At 38.4% G+C, this 21,013-nt stretch carries 15 protein-coding genes and 1 pseudogene; 11 read left to right on the forward strand and 5 right to left on the reverse strand.

Annotation, left to right across the window (positions count from 1 at the left end):
- Positions 1–81: 81 nt before the first annotated feature.
- The 6 genes from A3Q33_RS14535 (at position 82) to A3Q33_RS14560 (ending at position 4,817) form a co-directional block, all read left to right on the forward strand.
- Entirely contained in the window at positions 82–600 is a 519-nt protein-coding gene (locus A3Q33_RS14535; RefSeq protein WP_081180568.1) for an RNA methyltransferase, read from the forward strand.
- Between the two features lie 278 nt (positions 601–878).
- Complete coding sequence (locus A3Q33_RS14540; RefSeq protein WP_077287100.1) at positions 879–1,088, forward strand: cold-shock protein; 210 nt, start codon at positions 879–881, stop codon at positions 1,086–1,088.
- 97 nt (positions 1,089–1,185) lie between these two features.
- Positions 1,186–2,340, forward strand: coding sequence for a cell division protein ZapE (gene zapE, locus A3Q33_RS14545; protein WP_081180569.1), 1,155 nt, complete (start codon positions 1,186–1,188; stop codon positions 2,338–2,340).
- A gap of 226 nt (positions 2,341–2,566) precedes the next feature.
- Positions 2,567–3,370, forward strand: a complete 804-nt coding sequence (locus A3Q33_RS14550) for a DUF2884 family protein (RefSeq protein WP_081180570.1) — start codon at positions 2,567–2,569, stop codon at positions 3,368–3,370.
- Positions 3,371–3,508: 138 nt separating this feature from the next.
- Positions 3,509–4,279 carry a tRNA-uridine aminocarboxypropyltransferase gene (locus tag A3Q33_RS14555; RefSeq protein ID WP_081180571.1) on the forward strand — a complete coding sequence of 257 codons (771 nt, stop codon included), beginning with the start codon at positions 3,509–3,511 and terminating at the stop codon, positions 4,277–4,279.
- A 100-nt stretch (positions 4,280–4,379) separates the two neighbouring features.
- Positions 4,380–4,817 (forward strand): DUF3010 family protein, encoded by a 438-nt coding sequence (locus A3Q33_RS14560; RefSeq protein ID WP_081152557.1) that lies wholly within the window; start codon positions 4,380–4,382, stop codon positions 4,815–4,817.
- Between the two features lie 66 nt (positions 4,818–4,883).
- Here the strand turns inward: A3Q33_RS14560 and A3Q33_RS14565 are convergent, their stop codons facing one another.
- The gene (locus A3Q33_RS14565) at positions 4,884–7,031 is read right to left on the reverse strand and encodes a M3 family metallopeptidase (protein WP_081180572.1); all 2,148 of its coding nucleotides are present in this window, start codon (positions 7,029–7,031) and stop codon (positions 4,884–4,886) included.
- A 359-nt stretch (positions 7,032–7,390) separates the two neighbouring features.
- Between A3Q33_RS14565 and A3Q33_RS14570 the strand changes: the two genes are divergently transcribed.
- On the forward strand, positions 7,391–8,545 hold the full coding sequence (locus A3Q33_RS14570) for a tetratricopeptide repeat protein (protein WP_081180573.1): 1,155 nt from the start codon (positions 7,391–7,393) through the stop codon (positions 8,543–8,545).
- Between the two features lie 141 nt (positions 8,546–8,686).
- Here A3Q33_RS14570 and A3Q33_RS14575 read toward each other — a convergent pair whose 3' ends face one another.
- Both A3Q33_RS14575 and A3Q33_RS14580 read right to left on the reverse strand, forming a co-directional pair.
- Complete coding sequence (locus A3Q33_RS14575; RefSeq protein WP_231295700.1) at positions 8,687–9,202, reverse strand: TlpA family protein disulfide reductase; 516 nt, start codon at positions 9,200–9,202, stop codon at positions 8,687–8,689.
- A gap of 96 nt (positions 9,203–9,298) precedes the next feature.
- A complete protein-coding gene (locus A3Q33_RS14580; RefSeq protein ID WP_081180574.1) occupies positions 9,299–10,930 on the reverse strand; it encodes a GMC family oxidoreductase in 1,632 nt (543 codons plus the stop codon).
- A gap of 356 nt (positions 10,931–11,286) precedes the next feature.
- Here A3Q33_RS14580 and A3Q33_RS14585 point away from each other — a divergent pair, with 356 nt between their 5' ends.
- A complete protein-coding gene (locus A3Q33_RS14585; protein ID WP_081180575.1) occupies positions 11,287–12,303 on the forward strand; it encodes an IS110 family RNA-guided transposase in 1,017 nt (338 codons plus the stop codon).
- 493 nt (positions 12,304–12,796) lie between these two features.
- Here A3Q33_RS14585 and A3Q33_RS14595 read toward each other — a convergent pair whose 3' ends face one another.
- Positions 12,797–14,455: a DUF8614 domain-containing protein gene (locus A3Q33_RS14595; RefSeq protein WP_081180577.1), complete on the reverse strand. Its 1,659-nt coding sequence runs from the start codon at positions 14,453–14,455 to the stop codon at positions 12,797–12,799.
- Positions 14,456–14,600: 145 nt separating this feature from the next.
- Positions 14,601–14,861: a 30S ribosomal protein S20 gene (gene rpsT, locus A3Q33_RS14600; RefSeq protein ID WP_077287120.1), complete on the reverse strand. Its 261-nt coding sequence runs from the start codon at positions 14,859–14,861 to the stop codon at positions 14,601–14,603.
- Positions 14,862–15,441: 580 nt separating this feature from the next.
- Here rpsT and murJ point away from each other — a divergent pair.
- From murJ to ileS, 3 genes and pseudogenes are all read left to right on the forward strand, one after another.
- Positions 15,442–16,922: pseudogene (gene murJ / locus A3Q33_RS14605) on the forward strand (murein biosynthesis integral membrane protein MurJ).
- 132 nt (positions 16,923–17,054) lie between these two features.
- On the forward strand, positions 17,055–18,002 hold the full coding sequence (ribF, locus tag A3Q33_RS14610) for a bifunctional riboflavin kinase/FAD synthetase (protein WP_081180578.1): 948 nt from the start codon (positions 17,055–17,057) through the stop codon (positions 18,000–18,002).
- Between the two features lie 109 nt (positions 18,003–18,111).
- Entirely contained in the window at positions 18,112–20,949 is a 2,838-nt protein-coding gene (gene ileS, locus A3Q33_RS14615) for an isoleucine--tRNA ligase (RefSeq protein WP_081180579.1), read from the forward strand.
- The last annotated feature ends 64 nt before the right edge of the window (positions 20,950–21,013 follow it).

The raw sequence follows: 21,013 nt of genomic DNA on the forward strand, positions 1-21,013 counted from the left end.
GTAAAAATTTTCTTGTAGTCTTTTCGCTGGCAGCGCAAAATTGCCCGCTATTGCGGTGTAAAACTTTTGAGTGCTATAAAAATGAATTTAAAAACTGAACATGTGGTCATAGGGCTAACTGATCCTAAAAGCCCAACAAATGTCGGTGCAGTTATGCGAGCCGCTGGTTGTTATCAAGCGAATGAAGTGCGATATACCGGTGTTAGATATGCCCGAGCTGCAAAGTTTCATACAGATACTAAAGATGCTTCACGTAAAATTCCCTTAAATGCGGTTGAGTCATTGATCAGTGATTTAGCGCCAGAGCAACGTATAGTTTGTGTAGACTTAGTTGAGGGCGCAATACCTTTACCTGAGTTTGAACACCCAGAGAATGCGCTTTATATTTTTGGCCCAGAAGATGGCACCATAGCTCAAGAGGTTATCAACCGTGCTGATGCCGTAGTTTATGTACCTACGATAGGCTGCATGAATTTAGCCGCCAGCGTTAACGTTTTGCTTTACGACCGATTAGCTAAATCAAAGCACGCTATTGTGGGCGACGATTTAATTAAACGCAGCCGAGATACTAATAACACGGTGAGCGTGAAAGCCGGTTAAGGCTATGAAGAAGCTCGCGGTTTAACGAAATCAGCGCACTTAATTTTGTAGTAGAAATGTTTTTTATTAATATAAAGGAGACTTTTAAATTAAATGGGTTGACTATTGTTAGAAAGTATATAGAATATGTCCCAGCTAGAAAGTAAGACCTATATTTATGTACAAAGTTTCGAAGTTATATTAGTAAGTAGCTCGTCCTGTTTAATAAGTAATAGCAACACTCTCGGCAACACCGCCTTATTTTTGAGGCATCAATTACGAATAAATAGGATAATACAATGTCTAATACAACTACTGGTACAGTAAAATGGTTTAACGAGTCTAAAGGCTTCGGTTTCATCGAGCAAGAGTCTGGTCCAGACGTTTTCGCACATTTCTCAGCAATCTCTGGCGACGGTTTCAAAACTCTTGCTGAAGGCCAAAAAGTACAGTTTACTGTTACTCAAGGTCAAAAAGGTCCTCAAGCTGAGAACATCGTAGCACTTTAATTAATATTTCTTAGCTGGTTATGCTAGCTTAAATATTAAATGTGTTAAAAAAAGGGGAGACTTAGTCTGCCCTTTTTTGTGCCTGTAAATAAATATAATGTCAGTAATTAATCAATATATACAACTTGTTGAGCAGAACACACTAAAACAAGATACCGAACAATACAAAGCTGCCCTTGCGTTAGATGAACTGTCGCAAAAATTAACACTCGCACAAGACCAAACATCTTTAGTTTCCAAGATAAAAAATCTATTCTCCAAATACGAGCCCATTCAAGGGATCTATTTTCATGGTAGGGTAGGGCGTGGGAAAACCATGCTGATGGATTTATTTTATCAACAGCTCAGCATAACCCGTAAAAGACGCATTCACTTTCACCATTTCATGGAAAGTGTGCATCAAACGTTGCAAGACATTAGCGGTAAAGATAATCCGCTAATGTTGATTGCAGAAACTTGGTCTACGGAAGTTGATGTACTATGCTTTGATGAATTTTTTGTTAATGATATTGGCGATGCCATGTTATTAGCAGGCTTACTCCGTGCTATGCTTTCAAACGGTATAACCTTGGTAGCAACGTCAAATTGTCCGCCAGATCAGTTATATAAAAATGGCTTACAACGCGCAAGATTTTTACCCACCATTGATATTATTCATCAGTATTGCCAGATCATCTCTATTGATGGACCACACGATCATCGATTATTAATGACGGATCTCCCAGAGCGTAAATATCGAGACTTTCATATTGGCGTTGAAGCACAAAGTAATTTCTTATCACATTACTTTACCCAGCTAGCTACGGGTAATATTCGCTACAAAGACAGCATTATTATTCATGGTAGGGTCGTTAATTTTTTAGCTTGTAGTGATAAAACTATTTGGTTTGATTTTATGACACTTTGCTCAAGTCCTAGAAGCCAAAGGGATTATATTAAGTTAGCAGATAACTATGCCACGGTGCTGATAAGTAACGTGCCGCAATTTAGCGGTAAATTAATTCCTGCGGTATTTTCAGGTGTTGAAGATGGCTACCAAAGAAGTGGTGTGGTGATGGGACAATTAAGAGGGCTAGATGATGAGGCTCGACGATTTATTGCACTTGTCGATGAATTTTACGATAGAGGCATTCGCTTAATTATTGCCGCTGATGTTGATATTGCTGAGCTTTACCAAGGTACACAACTCAACTTTGAGTTTGCCCGTTGCCGATCACGATTGTTTGAAATGCAGCGATTAAATTACCTGTAACTGTATTTGTCCTCTTAAAGTATCAATTGTTAAATTAACCATAAATTTAATTATCTCACTAAATTATAGTCTTATTAATTTTATTCTAAATGAAATAATTCCTCTTAATTATTGATATTAAACAAGTTTTAATTTTGGCATTAGACTTGTAAACAATAACGTTAACAGGTGGTTTGTTGATATTAAAATCGCTCTAGAGACGCTAAATTTATAAAGGAAGATTAAGATGAAAACATTGATTGCTACAGCACTAATTATCGCAAGTTCAGCGAGTTATGCACACGATAACTCTTTTTCTAGTGAGTCATGTAATGTTGACTTAAATGGCGGCATTAATATCAATGCTAAAGAAATCATTTTTTCTAAAAATAAATCGCCACTTTATATCATAACCAACAATGATACTTTGATAATTAAAGGTGAAGAAATTGCTTTAACATCTCATCAAAAATCATTATTAGGTGATTATTCAACGCATATTCGCGATGTTGTGCCAGAAGTTAAAAGCATTGCCCTAGACGCAATTGATTTAGCCATTGACGGGGTTAACTTGGCCTTTAACGAGTTGTTAGGTGAAGGGAATAACGTTAGCGCTGATTTAACAACACAATTAACCAGTATTCGTGGTGAAGTGGACGCTGAATTTAGCAAACAAAATAGCTTCTATATTGACGAAGAAGGTTTTTCTGGCAAAGACTTCTTTGGTGAAGATTTTGAGCAACGAATTGAATCAGCCGTAGAAAGTACCATTAAAAATTCTTTAGGTACTTTAATGATTGCAGTAGGCCAAGAAATGCTATTTTCGGGTGGCGATATGGATGCGTTTGAAACTAAAATGGATGATTTTGGCGAACTCATTGGCAACGAAATGGAAGTTCGTAGTGAAGGAATAGAAAAGCGCGGTGAAGCTTTATGCCAGTCAATAATCGTGATTGATGAAATGGAAGAGCAATTAAAAGACAGTATTGATGAAATTTCGAATTATAATTTCATCACGGCGAGCGCAAAGTCTCACCATAATAAGATTTAAATTATTGTAACTCCTCAGGTTAATAGCTTGCGGGTAGATAGCAGATAAAGCGTAGCCGAACTTGGGTTGCGCTTTTTTATTGCCAATACAACAGCTGCACGTTAAAGTGGCGCCCTCAATAGTCCTGACATACTCTTTATGCACGCAGTACAGCAACTTCACCAATATCGTAAAAGCCTAAGTACCACCACATACAAGTCGAGAGGCCAGCGAGTTGTTCGTTGTGAATTATGTCGTTTAGCAAAGCCATTTTGTATTTGTGCCTTGGCACCTAAGGTTAGCTCGCAAGCCGGTTTTTTGATGTTGATGTACGATACTGAAGTATTAAAACCGAGTAATACCGGTAAGTTAATTGCAGATTTGATACCCGACAGCTTTGCCTTTCTTTGGTCTAGAACCCAAGTAAACCCTGATATTATTACCTTGATAAACAATCCTATGTGGCAACCTATGGTCGTTTTTCCAAAAGCTTATGCAGGCGATGAACGCGAAATTTTCGATAACAAAATTACGCTTACATCAGGCAAACGTCCGTTATTTATTATGCTTGATGGGAGCTGGCGAGAAGCTAAAAAAATGTTTCGCCGCAGCCCTTATTTGCAAAACTTGCCTGTGGTGTCATTTACCCCAAAAACACCAGAAGACTCGACAGAGCTCAGCTCACGTTATCAAATTCGCTTAGCGGCTAATAATACTGAACTAGCGACAGCTGAAGTCGCTGCACAGGTTTTGTCTTTAGCGGGTGAGCAAACTAATGCAGATTTACTCGATCTTTGGTTTGATGTTTTTAGCTATCAATACCAGCGGGGCGTTTGCCAAATAAATAGAGCTAATCCTAATGCTGTGGCAGATTACACAGCGTTTGCCAAACTTAATGGTATTACGTTGGCAAAAGATATAACTAACTAAAGCGGTTTATGCTAAAAGCTTAACTTTAAATGCATGAAAACACTGCAGCTAAAGCAAAACTATTTTATAATAATGCACATTATAGTAACGAGGTTAATTTATGAAGATATGTGGTGTTGAATTAAAAGGTAACGATGCAATTATTTGTATCATGTCGCGGGAAAATGGGTTGTACGACATACCAAATACGCGCGTACAAAAAATTAGTCTTGTTGATGCTGGTGATGCAGAACAAGTTCAAGGTTTTCAGTTTGCTTTTGCCAAACTGATGGAAGATTACAAAGTTGAAAAGGTAGTGATCAGAGGACGTGCTTTAAAAGGTAAGTTTTCGGGCGGTCCGGTTGGCTTTAAATTAGAAGCCGCTATTCAATTGATTAAAGATTTACCTGTGGAAATATTATCGGGTACTTTTATCAAAAAAGCGCTAACACGTAGCCAAGTCGATATTGATTTTCGTGATACCGGTTTAAAGCAATATCAGGAAAGTGCATTCGAAACGGTATTTGCTTTTTTTGAAGGCAGTATGTATTTACAATAATATTAATTTGATAGATTTAAAAAGGGTCGCTATTTAGCGACCCTTTTGTATTTATGGTGTAAAAACTTACTTACTCGATAAGCCACGACGCTCAAGCAAAGGTTCTACTTTGGGGTCTTGACCTCTAAAGCGACGGTACATAATTGTAGGGTCGTCTGTGCCACCACTTTCTAATACATGCTTACGATATAAGTCAGCGGTTTTCTGATCAAATATGCCATTCTCTTTAAATGCTAACCAGGTGTCAGCGTCATAGATATTTGACCATATATAGCCGTAATATCCCGCTGAATAACCACCAGAAAAGATATGTGAGTAATAGCCTGTTTTATATCTTGGGGCTATTTGCGCTATCAAACCTATTTCTTTTAAGACATTTTTCTCAAAATTATTAGCATCTTGCAGTTCGGCTGTTTCTAATGAATGCCAGCTCATATCAAGTAATGCTGCAGCTAAATATTCTGTGGTACCAAAACCTTGATTGAATTTGCCTGAAGCTTGAATTTTTTCAACAAGGGCCTGTGGAATAACTTCACCGGTTTGATAGTGTTTAGCAAAATTGGCTAAAACTTCAGGCTCTGTCATCCAGTTTTCCATTACTTGTGAAGGATATTCAACATAATCTCTTGGTAATGCTGTACCGGTTTGAGAACGGTAATAACCATCAGATAATAAGCCTTGAATAGCATGACCAAATTCATGGAATAAGGTTGATGCTTGATCAAAGGTTAATAGTGTTGGTTTATCGCCAATAGGGCGAGGGTAGTTCAATACGTTGTAAATGATCGGGGTGACATCTTCACCATTCATACGATATTGCTTACGGAAACTGCTCATCCAAGCGCCACCACGTTTGCTTTCACGTACGTAGTGATCTGTCATGAATACACCAATGTAACTTTCGTCACGGTCGTACACTTCAAAGGTACGTACTTCTGGGTGATATTTAGGTAAGTCGTCACGTTCCTTGAAAGTAACACCCCAAAGTTTTTCAGCGGTGAAGAAAACACCTTGTAAGGTCGATTCAAGTGAAAAATAAGGTTTCGTTTCTGAGGCGTCAATATCAAAGCGTTGTTTACGAATTTTTTCAGAGTAGTACCACCAATCCCATGCGGCTACTTTGAAGTCGCCACCTTGCGCATCGATCATTTTTTGAATATCTGCCGTCTCTTCCTTTGCACGTTCTAATGCAGCAGGCCAAACTTTATTTAATAATTCAAAAACATTTTCAGGGGTTTTTGCTGTGGCATTTTCTAGCACAAAATGTGCGTGAGTTTTATAGCCTAGCAACTGGGCTTTTTGAAAGCGTAAACTTGCTATTTCGCTAGCGATTGCCTGGTTGTTATTGGCGTTATCATTATTACCACGCTGAGTGTAACCTTTATAAATAGTCTCACGTAGCTTACGGTTAGTTGAATAAGTTAAAAATGGGTTTTTACTCGGACGATGAGTGGTGAATACCCATTTGCCTTCGTGTCCGCGAGCTGTTGCTGTTTCGCTTGCCGCAGCAATGATGTCTTCAGGTAAACCATCAAGATCAGCTTTATTGTCAATCACCATTTCAAAGCCGTTAGTTTCTGCGAGAAGGTTTTCACCAAACTTTAAACTTAAGCCGCTAAGTTTTTCATTTAACTCTCGTAATGTTAACTTGTCAGCATCATTTAGGTTAGCACCACCTCGAACAAAGCTTTTATAGGTTTTTTCTAATAGACGCTTTTGATCTGTGCGTAAATTAAACACTTCTTGATTATCATAAACTTCTTTAACGCGCATAAATAAAGCATTGTTCAGCGCTATATCATCGCCTAAAGCAGAAAGCTTAGGTGAAATTTCTTTTGCTATGGCACGCATTTCTTCATCTGACATTGAGCCGATTAAACCGTAGAAGGTTGTGCTGACTTTATTTAAAAAATCACCAGACTTTTCCATCGCCACAAGAGTGTTTTCAAAAGTAGGGCGTGATCTAACTCTTGTAATCGCATCTATTTCAAGTTTTTTTTGTGCAATGCCGTGATAAAACGCGGGTAAATAGTCACTCTTTTTGATTTTATCAAATGGTGGTATGCCATGAGGTGTATCGTACTCAGAAAAGAATGGATTGTTGGCGGTACTTTCTACTTGCTCTACTTTTGCGACATCAGTTGATGCAATATTTTGCTGACAACCGGCTAATGCAATGGCAATTGCCAATGGTGCGAGATAGCGAATTTTCATTAAATGACCTGCTTAGTTTCTACCCAGAGGGCTGATAAGATTTATTCAAAGTGATATATCACAATGAAGCTGTTACTGATTCTATGTTGCACTCGACATAGGTACAAGTGGATGATTAAAAAATTCGATGAGTGGTTCGTTATCGTCGTTAAAACCCTACTAATATCGAGAAATATGTAGCGATTACACCTCATTTAATTATGGTGTACAGTTTCACGATTAATAAATACTCGACAAGTTGTTTGATAGTTTATAAAGTTATTTACGATCTCTTTCGTATATTCTGGCGTTATTTGCTGACGTTATTTGCTGACGTTATTTGCTGACGTTAATTGTATTTAGAACAGAAGGATTTGAACATGAAATATATAAAATGCTTGTTGGTGTTCTTACTTGTGGCATGTTTAGGGTGCACGAGTGTTGAGCGTGAAAAAGTGCAGGACACAAGAGTTGACTTGAATACGAGCTTATTCCCAGCAAATAAACCTGTAGTGTCTGAAGCGGATTTATTTGCACTAACTGCGCAACAGCAACAAGAATTTTTAAATTATTATCAGCAACGAATAGCGCGAGGTTATTTGCCGCATGAAGGGGTTCAACACTTTTTAGAAAATCATTTGTCTAACTTTACGTATTACGGAAAAACTTATACAGCGAGTGAAGCAATGGCTAAAGATAGTGGTAATTGTATGAGTTTAGCGATATTAACCACGGCGTTTTCTCGACTCGTTGGCGTTGATATGGACTACCAAAAAATGCACTCGCTACCTATTTATGAAAAACACGGTAACGTTATTCTGTCGTCAAGTCATGTCCAGTCTTTGTTGTATGATCCTAGTTTTGTCGCTGAAGATGATTACATTTATCTTAACCGTCCCGCTATCGTTATCGATTACTTTCCTCAAGACGATAATATTCGCTCAAAAAGGGTAAATTCTAATAAATTTTTGGCGATGTATTATGTCAATAGAGCGGCTGAATTTTACATTAGCAAAGATTACGAAAACGCGTTTTCTTATGCAAAACATGCTTATTTATTAGATGAAAACAATGTTTCATCGATCAACTTATTGGCTTTATTACATAAGAAAAAAGGCGATGAAGAAAGTGCAGAACGTTTGTATCTAGCGGCAATGACAAGTAGTGATGTTAATATCAGCGTTTTAGATAATTATGTTAACTTATTGATTAAACAAGGTAAGCTAAAAGAAGCACAAGACATTAAATCTCGTATTGAGCATATTTATGATCCAAATCCGTATCATTGGCTTGAAAAAGCCCAATTAGCGAGATATAAAAGTGAGTATGATGATGCTGCACGCTTTTATCGTCAGGTGATTAAGCTAGCCCCTTATGTTAAGCAAGCTTATTTTGAATTGCATGAAGTTTATCTTTTGCAAAATAATAAACAACAAGCAATTTCAATTTTGGAAAAAGCACTCCCTTGGTTGCATGAGCCAAAGCAAAAGCGTCAGTATAAAAAACAATTATATCAATTAAGCGCTGCTAGTTAATTTTGACTCACCCAGCGCAAGCTCTACAATTGAGATAATTTATTTTCAACATTTATAATTCAGTATTGGTGTTAACTCTACTATTTGGCCTTGTTATTTAACTCACTATTTAACTCACTATTTAACTCATTATTTAACTCATTATTTAACTATCTCTTTAACAGCGAGTTCAAGGCGCGGGTCTGAAATGTCAGAGCTAGTATATTTGAATATTACTTGCTTGTTCTTATTGATGAAATAAGTGGTCGGAGTACCTTTTACTCCATAAAGCATGGCGACTTCATCGCCGTTAACGGCAGTAGGGAAGCTATAGCCTCTTGCGGCTAACTCATCTTGCGGCAGAGCGCCGTCATCTTCATTAAAGCTAATAGCAACAAGTTTTACACCTTGGTGTTGATATTTTTTCTCAAGCTCAACAAGTTTAGGTTGAAGTACTTTACAATAAGGGCACCAAGTCGCCCAAAAATGTAAAATTGTCGCTTTCCCGTCTAATTGTGCTGAAGATATAACGTCTCCAGATTGGGTTTTAAGTTCCCAAGTAGGTGCTTGCGGCGCAACTGCTGTAATTTCTTCTGCATTAACATTGATTGAAAAAATATATAATGCAAGCAATGTGACAGAGATGGCCTTTTTGCTAAAAATTTGAAAATAAATCAATTGAGTTACCCATTTAATAAATGATGTCCTATCTCAATTGACCTAGTAAAGTGAGTTATCGTTTCAAAAAAGTTTAGTTATTTTACTTTAGTTACATTAGTTATGTTTATTCGCGTTAGCTGAAGATAAATTGTGATCGGCTAAAATCATATCGGCCGCCTTTGCTGCAATCATCATCGTTGGTGCGTTAGTGTTACCGCTTATTAGCGTTGGCATTATTGAGGCATCTACAACACGCAATTGCTTAATTCCTCGAACCTTTAATTGCTCGTCGACTACCGATAATTCATCTTGACCCATTTTACAGGTACCAACAGGGTGATAAATGGTATTACATTTTTCTTTTAAAAATTGGTGAATCTCTTGATCTGTACTGCAATGTTCATCAGGGAAGATATATTTTATGTGCGTAGAGGATAATGGTGGAGATGATAAGATTTTTTTAGCAATTTTTACGCCTTTGATCATGATATCAATATCATCTTGATGGTCTAACATATTCAGTTGAATACGCGGATGTTGAGATATTTTATTGCTATTAAGTGTCACCGTGCCACGACTTTTGGGTCTCAGCAAGCAAACATGGAGGGATATGCCATAGGTACATAGTAATTTATGATTTCTGCCGTGGTCATCCATCGCGGCAGGTACGAAGTGCAATTGTAAATCAGGCTCTGACAATGCTGGCTCTGATTTGATAAAACCACCCGTTTCTGCAATAACGGTGGTTAACAAGCCCGTACGTTTGGTGATGAATTTTAATGCTTCTTTTGTGCCCCACCAAATAGCTTTCGGGCGATAGGCTAATAATTCGGTTCTTTTATGTTGTGCGACGGTGAGCACATCTACATGATCTTGCAAATTTTTACCTACACCTTCAAGTACTTGTATAAGCTCAATATCATGCTTTGCTAATTCCGCTTTTGGGCCAATGCCAGAAAGCATCAATATTTGTGGTGAATTTATAGCACCCGCACTAACGATAACTTCGCGGCTCGCGGATAATTGCTCAACTTTACCCCGGCGTTTAAATATAACACCTGTGGCAATGCCGTTTTTAATCACTACTTTTTCGACTTGGGTTTGGGTAATAACCGTTAAATTACTGCGGTATAAATTAGGCGTTAAAAAGGCTTTCGCTGCACTGTGTCTTAAACCCTCTTTTTGAGTGACTTGATAGTAGCCAATGCCTTCCTGTGATGCGCCATTAAAATCATTGTTTTCTGGGAAACCTGCTGTGATTGCCGCTTCAATGAAGTCTTGGTTAATCGCTGGCTTTGAGACTGAGTCGGCAACATTAAGCGCACCGCCGACACCATGAAAATCGTCTGCACCACGCTCTTGATGTTCAAGGGCTTTAAAGTAGGGCAACACTTCATCAAAGCTCCAGCCTGGGTTACCTAAACTATGCCAGTGGTCGTAATCTTGTTTCTGACCTCGAACATACAGCATGGCGTTTATCGAACTACTACCACCGAGCGTTTTGCCACGAGGCGTAAATATTTCTCGATTATTTAGCGTGCTTTCTTGATGGGAGTTAAATTGCCAATTTAAAGTGCGACTTTGCAATAGGGCTATTATGCCAATAGGTAGATGAATTAACCAGTTTTTGTCGGCTTTACCGGCTTCTAATAGGCAAACACTATGCTCACCACTCGCTGATAATTTATCAGCTAACACGCAGCCAGCTGAGCCACCGCCAATTATTATAAAATCAAATGTTTTCACATAGCACCATAAAAGTTGAGGTTAATTTATTGTTACCGCTAACACATCGGACCACTATGATGTAAAATAATTATTTATTCAAGTATTGAACTTACTTGTAATACCAATTGAAATAAATAATCGATCATTTTAAGGCGGTTTACATCGTCAATAACTGCGTTGTTTTCAATCACACACGCCCGCTATTACTCGACAATTGCTCCTGCATTGTTCTACTTACGGGCATCCATGCCCTAATCAATCAAACGCCTTGCCTGCAGGGATAATGGTATGGACCCACTCCAACTTTATTTCAGGCCTCTTTAGGGCCAAAATGAAAGTGATAACAATCATTTATAAAAGCGGAGTGGATCAACATGAAGATTACTACAATCGGTTTAGACATTGCAAAATCAATTTTTCACATGTTCGCTGTGAATAAAAATGGGCGATTTGTAAAAAAGAAACAATTAAGAAGAAAACAAGTGTTGAGTTTCATGGCAACATTAGAGCCTTGCCTAATTGTAATGGAAGCTTGTGGCAGTGCGAACTACTGGGCTAGAAAATTTATTGAATTGGGGCACCAAGTAAAACTTATTGCGCCTCAATATGTAAACCCCTTCGTTAAAGGCAATAAAAATGATTATAACGATGCCGAAGGTATTGCAGAGGCAGCGCAACGCCCGACCATGAGGTTTGTGCCAATTAAATCGATAGAACAACAAGATATTCAAAACTTCCATCGACAACGTGAACGCATAAAGAAAGAACGTAAAGCATTAGCAAGTCAGGTACGAGGCTTGTTAGGAGAATATGGCATTGTCATCAATAAAGGTATTTCTGCAATTCGCAATGAACTGCCGGATATTTTAGAGGATGCGACAAATGAGTTAACGTATTTAAGTCGGGAGATATTTAATGAGTTATGGCTTGAATTTCAAGTCACAGAAGTGAAGTTTAAAGCGTGTGAAGTTCGCTTAAACACGATGAATAAAGAAAATGAAATATGTGTTCGCTTAGATGAAATATTAGGTATTGGAGCAATCACAGCTAGCGCTACTTATGCAGCTGCAGGAGATGGAAAAGACTTTGTAAATGGTCGACATTTTTCGGCATGGCTTGGGCTTGTTCCTGGGCAGCATTCAACGGGTGGAAAGGCCACCTTACTCGGTATAAGTAAACGCGGTAATAGTTATTTAAGAACACTATACATCCACGGGGCCCGGGCAGTATTAAGGCACAGTGAAAACAAAACTGACCGATTTAGTTTGTGGGCACAAGCGTTAAAATCCCGACGAGGACACAACAAAGCATGCGTTGCTGTGGCGAATAAAATAGCAAGAATGGCTTGGGTAATAATGGCGAAGGGGGAAAGTTATCGCCCGGCTATATAAATAAAGCTCAAAACTGAAGCAAGTTAGATTGGTTTCAGTGATGAGATAACAGTAAAACCCTTTTACTTCAGTTGCAAAAGATAAATTAATCGGATGGTAAGATAGTCAGACTGGCTTGCACAAAACCTGGTACCTGCATTGGCTAATAAAAAAGCCGGAGGGATGATGAGGAGTGTGAGCGCAAACAACCATCGGGGCCAGAAGGTAAAAATCCTTCATAAACAGGCCGGATATATGAGAGCAATGATTTTCTCTTACATAACGATTAAATGTCTTGCAAACGGAGTGGGTCCATATATGCAGGTACTTTTGTTTAGTCTGGAACAATAAACATGTATTCTTGAACAATTTATCCTCGCTTAAAATTGGTCAATAACTTATTACATTTGGTATTACTTATAGGACAAAAAAAAAGCTGAACATATGTTCAGCCTTTGTAAATACAATTCGAAAAGTAACAAGTCTTAGTTACGACAAGTTAATTTCAGGCAAGTTAATTTAAGCCAAGTACTTTTTTACCTTGTTTAAAAGTGATGTCGACAGGAATTTTTGCCGTTTCTAAGCTGGCTAAATCTGTTGCCAAATTACTATTAATAACACCACTTTTTGCGACTAACTTATCAACACCATCGTAATCGCCGTTTCCTTGCAGTGTTAAAATAAGTTCAGATAAAGAATCAATAGCGGCGGTCATTTTATCAACATTAACGCTATATAAGCCTTGTTCATTACGCGTGAATGCTTCATGTTCAGCAAAGTAGTTAAATCTAACCATATTGGCTTTACCATGAGCTGAACTTGCACCAAAGCGCACCGAGCGGAATATACCGGTTAAGAACGTTGTGTAATAATCCTCTAAGGTCCCTTCAGTGATAACGTTTTTGGCAAGCAACTGACGTATCATGTATAGGCCTAGAATATCTGCTTTGCCTTCTTCAAGCGCTGAAGCATGTTCTTTTAATGATTGGCGTACACTGCCTTTGTCATTAATGGTATTTTTAATGCCTAAACCGTGCGCCACTTCATGAAACATCGTATTAGCGAAGAATGCGGTGAAAGTGACGTTTTTACGTTGTTCTGGCACAATCAATGTTTCGGCAATTGGGCTCATAATGGCATCAAACTTTGCTCGCATGGCATTTTTTAACTGCAAGCGGCGTGTACCCTTTTCTAATTGTACTTGTTCATCGTTTGGTAAGTTAATCGCAATGGTTTTACCACCGGCATTTGCATGACCGGCATAATAAATAACGTCATAAGCGTTTAAGTCAGCATCTGAGCCAGGAACTTCGGCTTTATATTTTTTACTCACCGGTAAACCACGTTGTAATTCAGGTAAAAATGCGGCGTATTTAGCGAGCTTTTCACTCCATGACATATCTTTGAGCAGTACGTAAGATTCAAACGCAGCCCGATAACCAAAAAGTTGATCTTCATAGGTTTCAATTGGACCGATAACAATATCAATGGGATTGTTTTTCATGTCCATCCAAGCAAAGTCAGATGCTTGAAAGTCATCATTACGTATTGCTTTAGCGCGCATATTAAGATAGTTGGCGAATTCTTTGTCATCAGCAAAGGTGGCGGCTTTTTCTAAAATTACCGCAATGCGATTAATTTCATCACTATAGGCTTCTGAAAAGGCAATAGTACTTAAACCGCCATTTTTGTTTCTCAGTACCAGTGAGTACAAACCATTTTTGTCATCAAAAGTTGCTTTTTCAAATTCAGCTTTGCTCATATCGCTAGGATAGAACTGAGCGCCATGATTTTTAGCTGCTGTATTAGTTAGAAAAGCTTTATCGCCATTTAATCGATCCCAAGGACCGTAATTAATACGAGCAAACTCTCTGACTTTTTCATCACTGATTGAAGCTAAAAAACTGGTTTTATCTTGGCCAAAAGCTTGTTGCCAGAATAAATCATCAATAATGTCTGAAGCTTCGATCAGTAAAGACAACATTTTTTTCTGATTAGCTGATAGATGCGATAAGTCAGCTGTTAGGGTAACGGTTTTGTATATATCTAAGCGGTCTTGATATTCGGGTAATAAGTTAACACTTGCCGACGGTGTTACTTCGATGTTGTTGCCACCACAAGCGGTTATTGTGCCAGCGATGATGAGCATAGAAGCAATTTTTGAAAGTTTCATATAAGGTTTCTCTTTATAAATACCGGCTAGAGACTAACAAAATGAGTGATAAGCGCAAGCTCAAAGAATAATAAAACCTTCATTTTAAGGTTTTTCAGGCATAAAAAAACCGGCAGAAGCCGGTTTTTTAATTCTTTACAAAAAATTAAAGCGCTTTTATAGCAGCGTTTAAACGGCTCTTGCTACGAGCGGCTTTATTTTTATGAATAAGACCTTTGCTTGCATAACGATCTAAAATCGGTGCAGCAGCAGCAAATTCTGTAGATGCTTTTTCTTTGTCACCGGCTTCGATAGCAGAAATTACTTTTTTAAGTAAAGTACGCATCATTGAGCGACGGCTTGCATTGTGTTGACGGCGCTTTTCAGATTGTAATGCGCGCTTCTTAGCAGACTTTGAGTTAGCCAAGGTGAACTCCTAAAATTGAATAAATATTGCCTAAATTTAAGGCGACGAAATATGCCTGTTTTTAACTGGTTTGTCAAATAATTTACTGCTTTAATTTGACCGTTCGGATTATTACCCGTTTGTATAAATAAAACCAATGGCGCATTCTAAAGTTTTTAGTCAAAAGTTGGAAGTGTTGTTGTACTTTGATTTGAATAATTTTTGATATATTTGCTATTTATATTGTTTTTTTTTCAAAAACAGCACATTTAGGCCTTAGATAGTGGGTTATCATATTTTTAACAAAACTAGATTGTTAAGGTATTAAAGTATTGTCTATCAATTTATAAAAGCTTCATAATAGGCAAAAATGAACTATTAAGTGAAAATTCACAGTTTTTTCATTGAGCAAAATTTCAATCAACTAATGAAATTGACATTTATAAGTCAAAAATATGTCCAAGAAAAAATTTAAAATAATAAAATTATTGAGGCTGTCTGTTTGAGTAAAAAATTAATTAAGTCGGGACTTATTGTCAGTGCTATGACATTAATTTCTCGTGTCCTTGGCTTAGTGCGAGATGTTGTCATTGCTAATATTATGGGTGCAGGGGCGTCAGCTGATGTTTTCTTTTTTGCGAATAAAATTCCTAACTTTTTACGCCGACTTTTTGCGGAAGGCGCATTTGCCCAAGCTTTTGTTCCGGTATTAAGTGAATATCACACGCTTGATGAAGAACATACCACTAATGAAACCCGTAAATTAATTGCGCAAGTATCAGGCACGCTGGGGGTAATTATTACCTTAGTTACCTTATTTGGCATGATCGCGTCGCCATTGATTGTCGCTTTATTTGGTTTTGGTTGGTTTTTAGATTGGTTAAATGATGGGCCCGCTAGCGAAAAGTTTGATCTTGCGAGCACATTATTAAAAATTACCTTTCCCTATTTGTGGTTCGTCAGTTTTACTGCACTATCAGGCGCAATATTAAATACTTATGGTCGCTTTGCCGTTTCCGCATTTACGCCTGTATTGTTAAATGTTGGGATTATTGCTTGCGCCATTTACTTAGCGCCTGTGATGGATAACCCGGCTTTTGCACTTGCTTGGGGGGTGTTTTTAGGTGGTTTTATACAATTTGCTTTTCAATTGCCATTTTTATATCGCGCGGGGCTTTAGTTAAGCCGACCTGGTCATGGCATTCTGCTGGCGTCACTAAAATTCGCAAACTGATCCTCCCTGCACTTTTTGGTGTGTCGGTAACACAAATTAACTTATTACTTGATACTATTATTGCCAGTATGTTAATCACGGGCTCTATAAGCTGGTTATATTACGCTGACCGATTGTTGGAGTTCCCACTGGGCTTGTTTGGTATTGGAATTGCGACAGTAATATTACCGAGTTTAGCGAAATTACATACCAAAAAAGACACCCGGGAGTTTAGTGACACGATTGATTGGGGATTAAGAATTGTTTCGTTATTTGGTTGGCCGGCTTTAGCAGGTTTAATGGTGCTAGCGCAGCCAATTATTATGGTGTTATTTATGCGAGGTGAGTTTACTCAGTTTGAGGTATTACAAGTCTCATATGCATTGTTTGCTTATCTTTCGGGTTTGCTCAGTTTTATGTTTATTAAAGTATTAGCGCCGGGATTTTATGCGCGCCAAGATACTAAAACACCGGTGAAAATTGCCATTAAGGCAATGGTTGCCAATATGGTGTTTAATTTGATGCTGGCCCCGTTTTTTGGTTATGTTGGTTTAGCCATAGCGACAACTTTATCAGCAACGCTTAATGCGATGATGCTTTATCATGGTTTAAAATCTGCTAATGTTTTTCAGCTTTCAGGTAAAACGTGGTGGTTTATTGCACGTCTTGTATTCTCTGCAGGGGTAATGGCGTTAATTGTTTACCAGGTATCTCCTGAGTTTGATGTCTGGCTTGCTTTTAGCTTTGCAGAGCAAGTACAGCAACTTGTTATTTGCATTTTTGGTGGCATATCAAGTTATTTAATTTGCTTACTTTTATTAGGTATTCGAGTTTCAGATATTAAAGTAGCACAAAATAGGCTTAATTAAGGTGAGATTAATCTTAAAATATCTATCGCTAAGGGCTGATTCTTATTGCTGACTAATATATAATTCATCGGTTTTTATTCTTTAATAATTTAGCTAGTAGAAAACATTACTAGCAGTAAGGTTTTTAATTTCATGCAATTAACACGTGGCATTCATAACATGCGCATTAACGTTGATAACAATCGTCAAGGTTGCGTGTTAACTATCGGGAATTTTGACGGTGTGCATTTAGGCCATCAGCAAGTTATTACTGCGTTAGTTGAAAAAGCAAAAATGCTGAACTGTGAAGCCGCTGTATTGGTATTCGAACCCCAGCCACAAGAGTTGTTTTCGCCTGAAACAGCACCGGCAAGGTTGTGTCGGTTGCGCGATAAATATGCCTTATTAAAAAATTTAGGTATTGATAGATTAATTTGTATCAATTTTAATAGGAAATTTGCTAGTCTAACCGCCGAGACGTTTATTGAAGAATTATTAGTTAAACGCTTATCAATAAAACACTTGATTGTAGGTGATGATTTTCATTTTGGTAAAAATCGCCAAGGCAATTTTTCCATGCTTAAAGCCGCAGGGAAAAAGTTTAATTTTTCCGTCTCCGATACAGCCAGCCATAAATTAGCCGGTTGTCGAGTGAGTAGCACGGCGATTAGACAACTATTAGAAAACGATGATTTAGACGCGGCGAAAACTATGTTAGGGCGTCCATACTCTATCATTGGAAAAGTTTTTCACGGTGACAAGCGTGGCCGTGAAATGGGTTTTCCGACCGCAAATATAAGATTAAAACGCCGTGTTTCACCTGTCTCAGGGGTATACGTGGTGCAGGTAAATAGCCAATATGGTGAGCACTACGGTGTTGCCAATATAGGCTCAAGACCAACAGTTGCCGGTATTAGGCAGCAATTAGAAGTACATATATTTAATTTTGATGACAATTTGTATGGTGCCGTTATTGAAGTAGTTATGTTGAAAAAACTACGTAGCGAACAGAAGTTCAGCTCGCTATCTGCACTTATTGAACAAATTGGTATTGATACAGAACAAGCCCGCACTTTTGTGCAGCATTTAGCGATAACTTAACGACATTGCAGCTATTAATTAACGTTAAACTAGCGATAAATTAAGCAAAAAATATAACATCACACTGAGCAACGCTTTAGTGAGACTATGACAACGGATATTTATTTTAATGAGTGATTACAAGCAAACCCTAAATTTGCCCGCAACGTCTTTTGCGATGAAAGGTAACATGGCAAATCGTGAACCTAATATGCTAAAAGGATGGGCTGAGAAAGACTTATACGGTCAAATTCGTGCCGCTAAAAAAGGCAAAAAGTCATTCATTTTGCATGACGGCCCTCCGTATGCAAATGGTGATATTCATTTAGGTCACTCTGTTAATAAAATTTTGAAAGACATTATTGTTAAATCAAAAACTTTATCAGATTTCAATGCGCCATACGTGCCGGGTTGGGATTGCCACGGTTTACCGATTGAATTAATGGTTGAGAAAAAGGTCGGAAAACCCGGTCATAAAGTTTCTGCTAGTGTTTTTCGTGAAAAGTGTCGTGAATATGCAGCTAAGCAAGTTAATGCTCAACGTGAAGATTTCAAACGTTTAGGTGTTTTTGCTGACTGGGATAATCCTTACCGCACGATGGATTTTGATACTGAAGCTAACATTATTCGTTCATTGGGGAAAATTGCTGAAAATGGCCATTTACACCAAGGTTTCAAACCTGTGCATTGGTGTACAGATTGTGGTTCTTCTTTAGCAGAAGCTGAAGTAGAGTATCAAGATAAGCAATCTCCGGCGATTGATGTAAAGTTTACTGCTGTTGACCAAAGTATTGCTGATAAATTTAATCACCCGGAAGATCATGCCGGAGAAGGTTCAGTATCCGTTGTGATCTGGACTACCACACCTTGGACACTACCTGCTAACCGCGCAGTTTCAGTTAATGCGGAAGTAGAATATACCCTAGTACAGGCGGAAACAGAGCAAGGAAAAGAGCGCTTTATCTTAGCCTCTGATCTAGTGACTTCGTGTATGGATCGCTTTGGTATCAGCAAATACCACGCGTTAGGTTTTTGTAAAGGGTGTGATTTAGACCTTGTGCAATTAAAACACCCATTTTATGATTTTACCGTGCCGGTTATTTTAGGTGATCATGTTACTACCGATTCTGGTACGGGTTGTGTTCATACTGCACCAGGTCATGGTGTTGAAGATTTCGTTGTTGGTAAATTATATAACCTAGAAGTAGCAAATCCTGTTGGTGCTAATGGTGTTTATTTAGACGATACGCCATTGTTTGCTGGTCAGCATGTTTTTAAAGCTAATGCTAATGTAGTTGAAACTTTAAAAGAACATGGCACATTAGTGCATCATCATGCACTAGAGCATTCTTACCCACATTGCTGGCGTCATAAAACTCCGTTGATTTTCCGTGCTACACCGCAGTGGTTTATCAGTATGGATAATAAAGGTTTACGTAAAGACTCATTAAGCGAAATTGAAAAAACTCAGTGGATCCCTGACTGGGGTCAACGTCGAATTGAATCTATGGTTGAAGGTCGTCCTGATTGGTGTATTTCACGTCAACGTACGTGGGGCGTGCCAATGGCATTGTTCATTCATAAAGATACCGGTGCCTTGCATCCTTGCAGTATTGAATTAATTGAAACTGTTGCTAAGCGTGTTGAAGAAAAAGGCATTCAAGCATGGTTTGATTTAGAAGCATCAGAGCTTATTGGTGCTGACGCACAAGAATACGTGAAAGTGCCTGATACGCTTGATGTTTGGTTTGACTCAGGTACGACGCATTATTCTGTGATTAACGCCCGTGAAGAATTTGACGGTATTGCTGACTTGTATCTTGAAGGTTCGGATCAGCATCGTGGTTGGTTTATGTCTTCAATGATCTCTTCTGTAGCAATGAATGGAAAAGCGCCATACAAACAAGTGCTAACGCATGGCTTTGTGGTTGATGCTAAAGGTCATAAAATGTCTAAATCTTTAGGCAATGTTATTACGCCTAAAGAAATTACGAATACCCTAGGCGCAGATATTTTACGTTTATGGACCGCATCGGTAAATTACACGCAAGAAATCACTGCCGGTGATGAAATATTTAAACGCCAAGCTGATGCCTATCGTCGTATTCGCAATACCTCACGCTTTTTATTATCAAACTTAAACGGCTTTGATCCAAAAACAGATTCAATTGCCTTTGATGATATGGTGGCGCTTGATCGTTGGGCGGTTGATAAAGCAGCACAGTTACAAGCAGACATTATTGCGGCTTATGACGAATATGAATTTCACGTGGTTGTACACAAGCTAATGAACTTCTGTACGACAGAGCTTGGTGGCTTTTATTTAGACATTATTAAAGACCGTCAATACACAGCGAAAGAAGACAGTGTTGCTCGACGCTCATGCCAAACGGCGATGTATTTAATTGCTGAAGCCATGACACGTTGGATGGCACCAATTTTGTCTTTTACTGCACAAGAGATTTGGCAAGCGCTTCCTACAGCATCAGGTGATACTCGTGAAGAGTTCGTGTTCACTGGTGTTTGGTTTGACGGTTTACCAAAAACGTCTACGACCAGTGCTTTAAATAATGATTATTGGAACGAGCTTTTATTAGTGCGTACCGAAGTGAATAAAGCGTTAGAAAATGCCCGTAAAGAAAAGCAAGTAGGTAAAGCACTTGAAGCAGCGGTTACATTATATACGACAGCTGAACTTGCAGAAAAATTACAGCAATTAGGTGAAGAACTACGCTTTGTCTTAATCACTTCTAAAGCGGTTGTTAACGTTGTTGAAAGTGCGCCAGCAGAAGCATTAGCCACTGAAGTTAATGGTTTATGGTTAACTGTTGCGCCAGCCGAAGGCGCTAAATGTGATCGTTGTTGGCATGTCACTGAAGACATTGGCCAAAGCGAAGAGCATCCAGAACTTTGTGGCCGTTGTATTAGCAACGTAGATGGTGATGGTGAAGTGCGTCAATTCGCTTAAGTTCAACAATTATTAATGCTATTAAACTAAAACGTGCAGCGCTTTAAAAGAGTCTGCACGTTTT

The sequence above is a fragment of the Colwellia sp. PAMC 21821 genome, from assembly GCF_002077175.1.
Taxonomy (GTDB): domain Bacteria; phylum Pseudomonadota; class Gammaproteobacteria; order Enterobacterales; family Alteromonadaceae; genus Cognaticolwellia.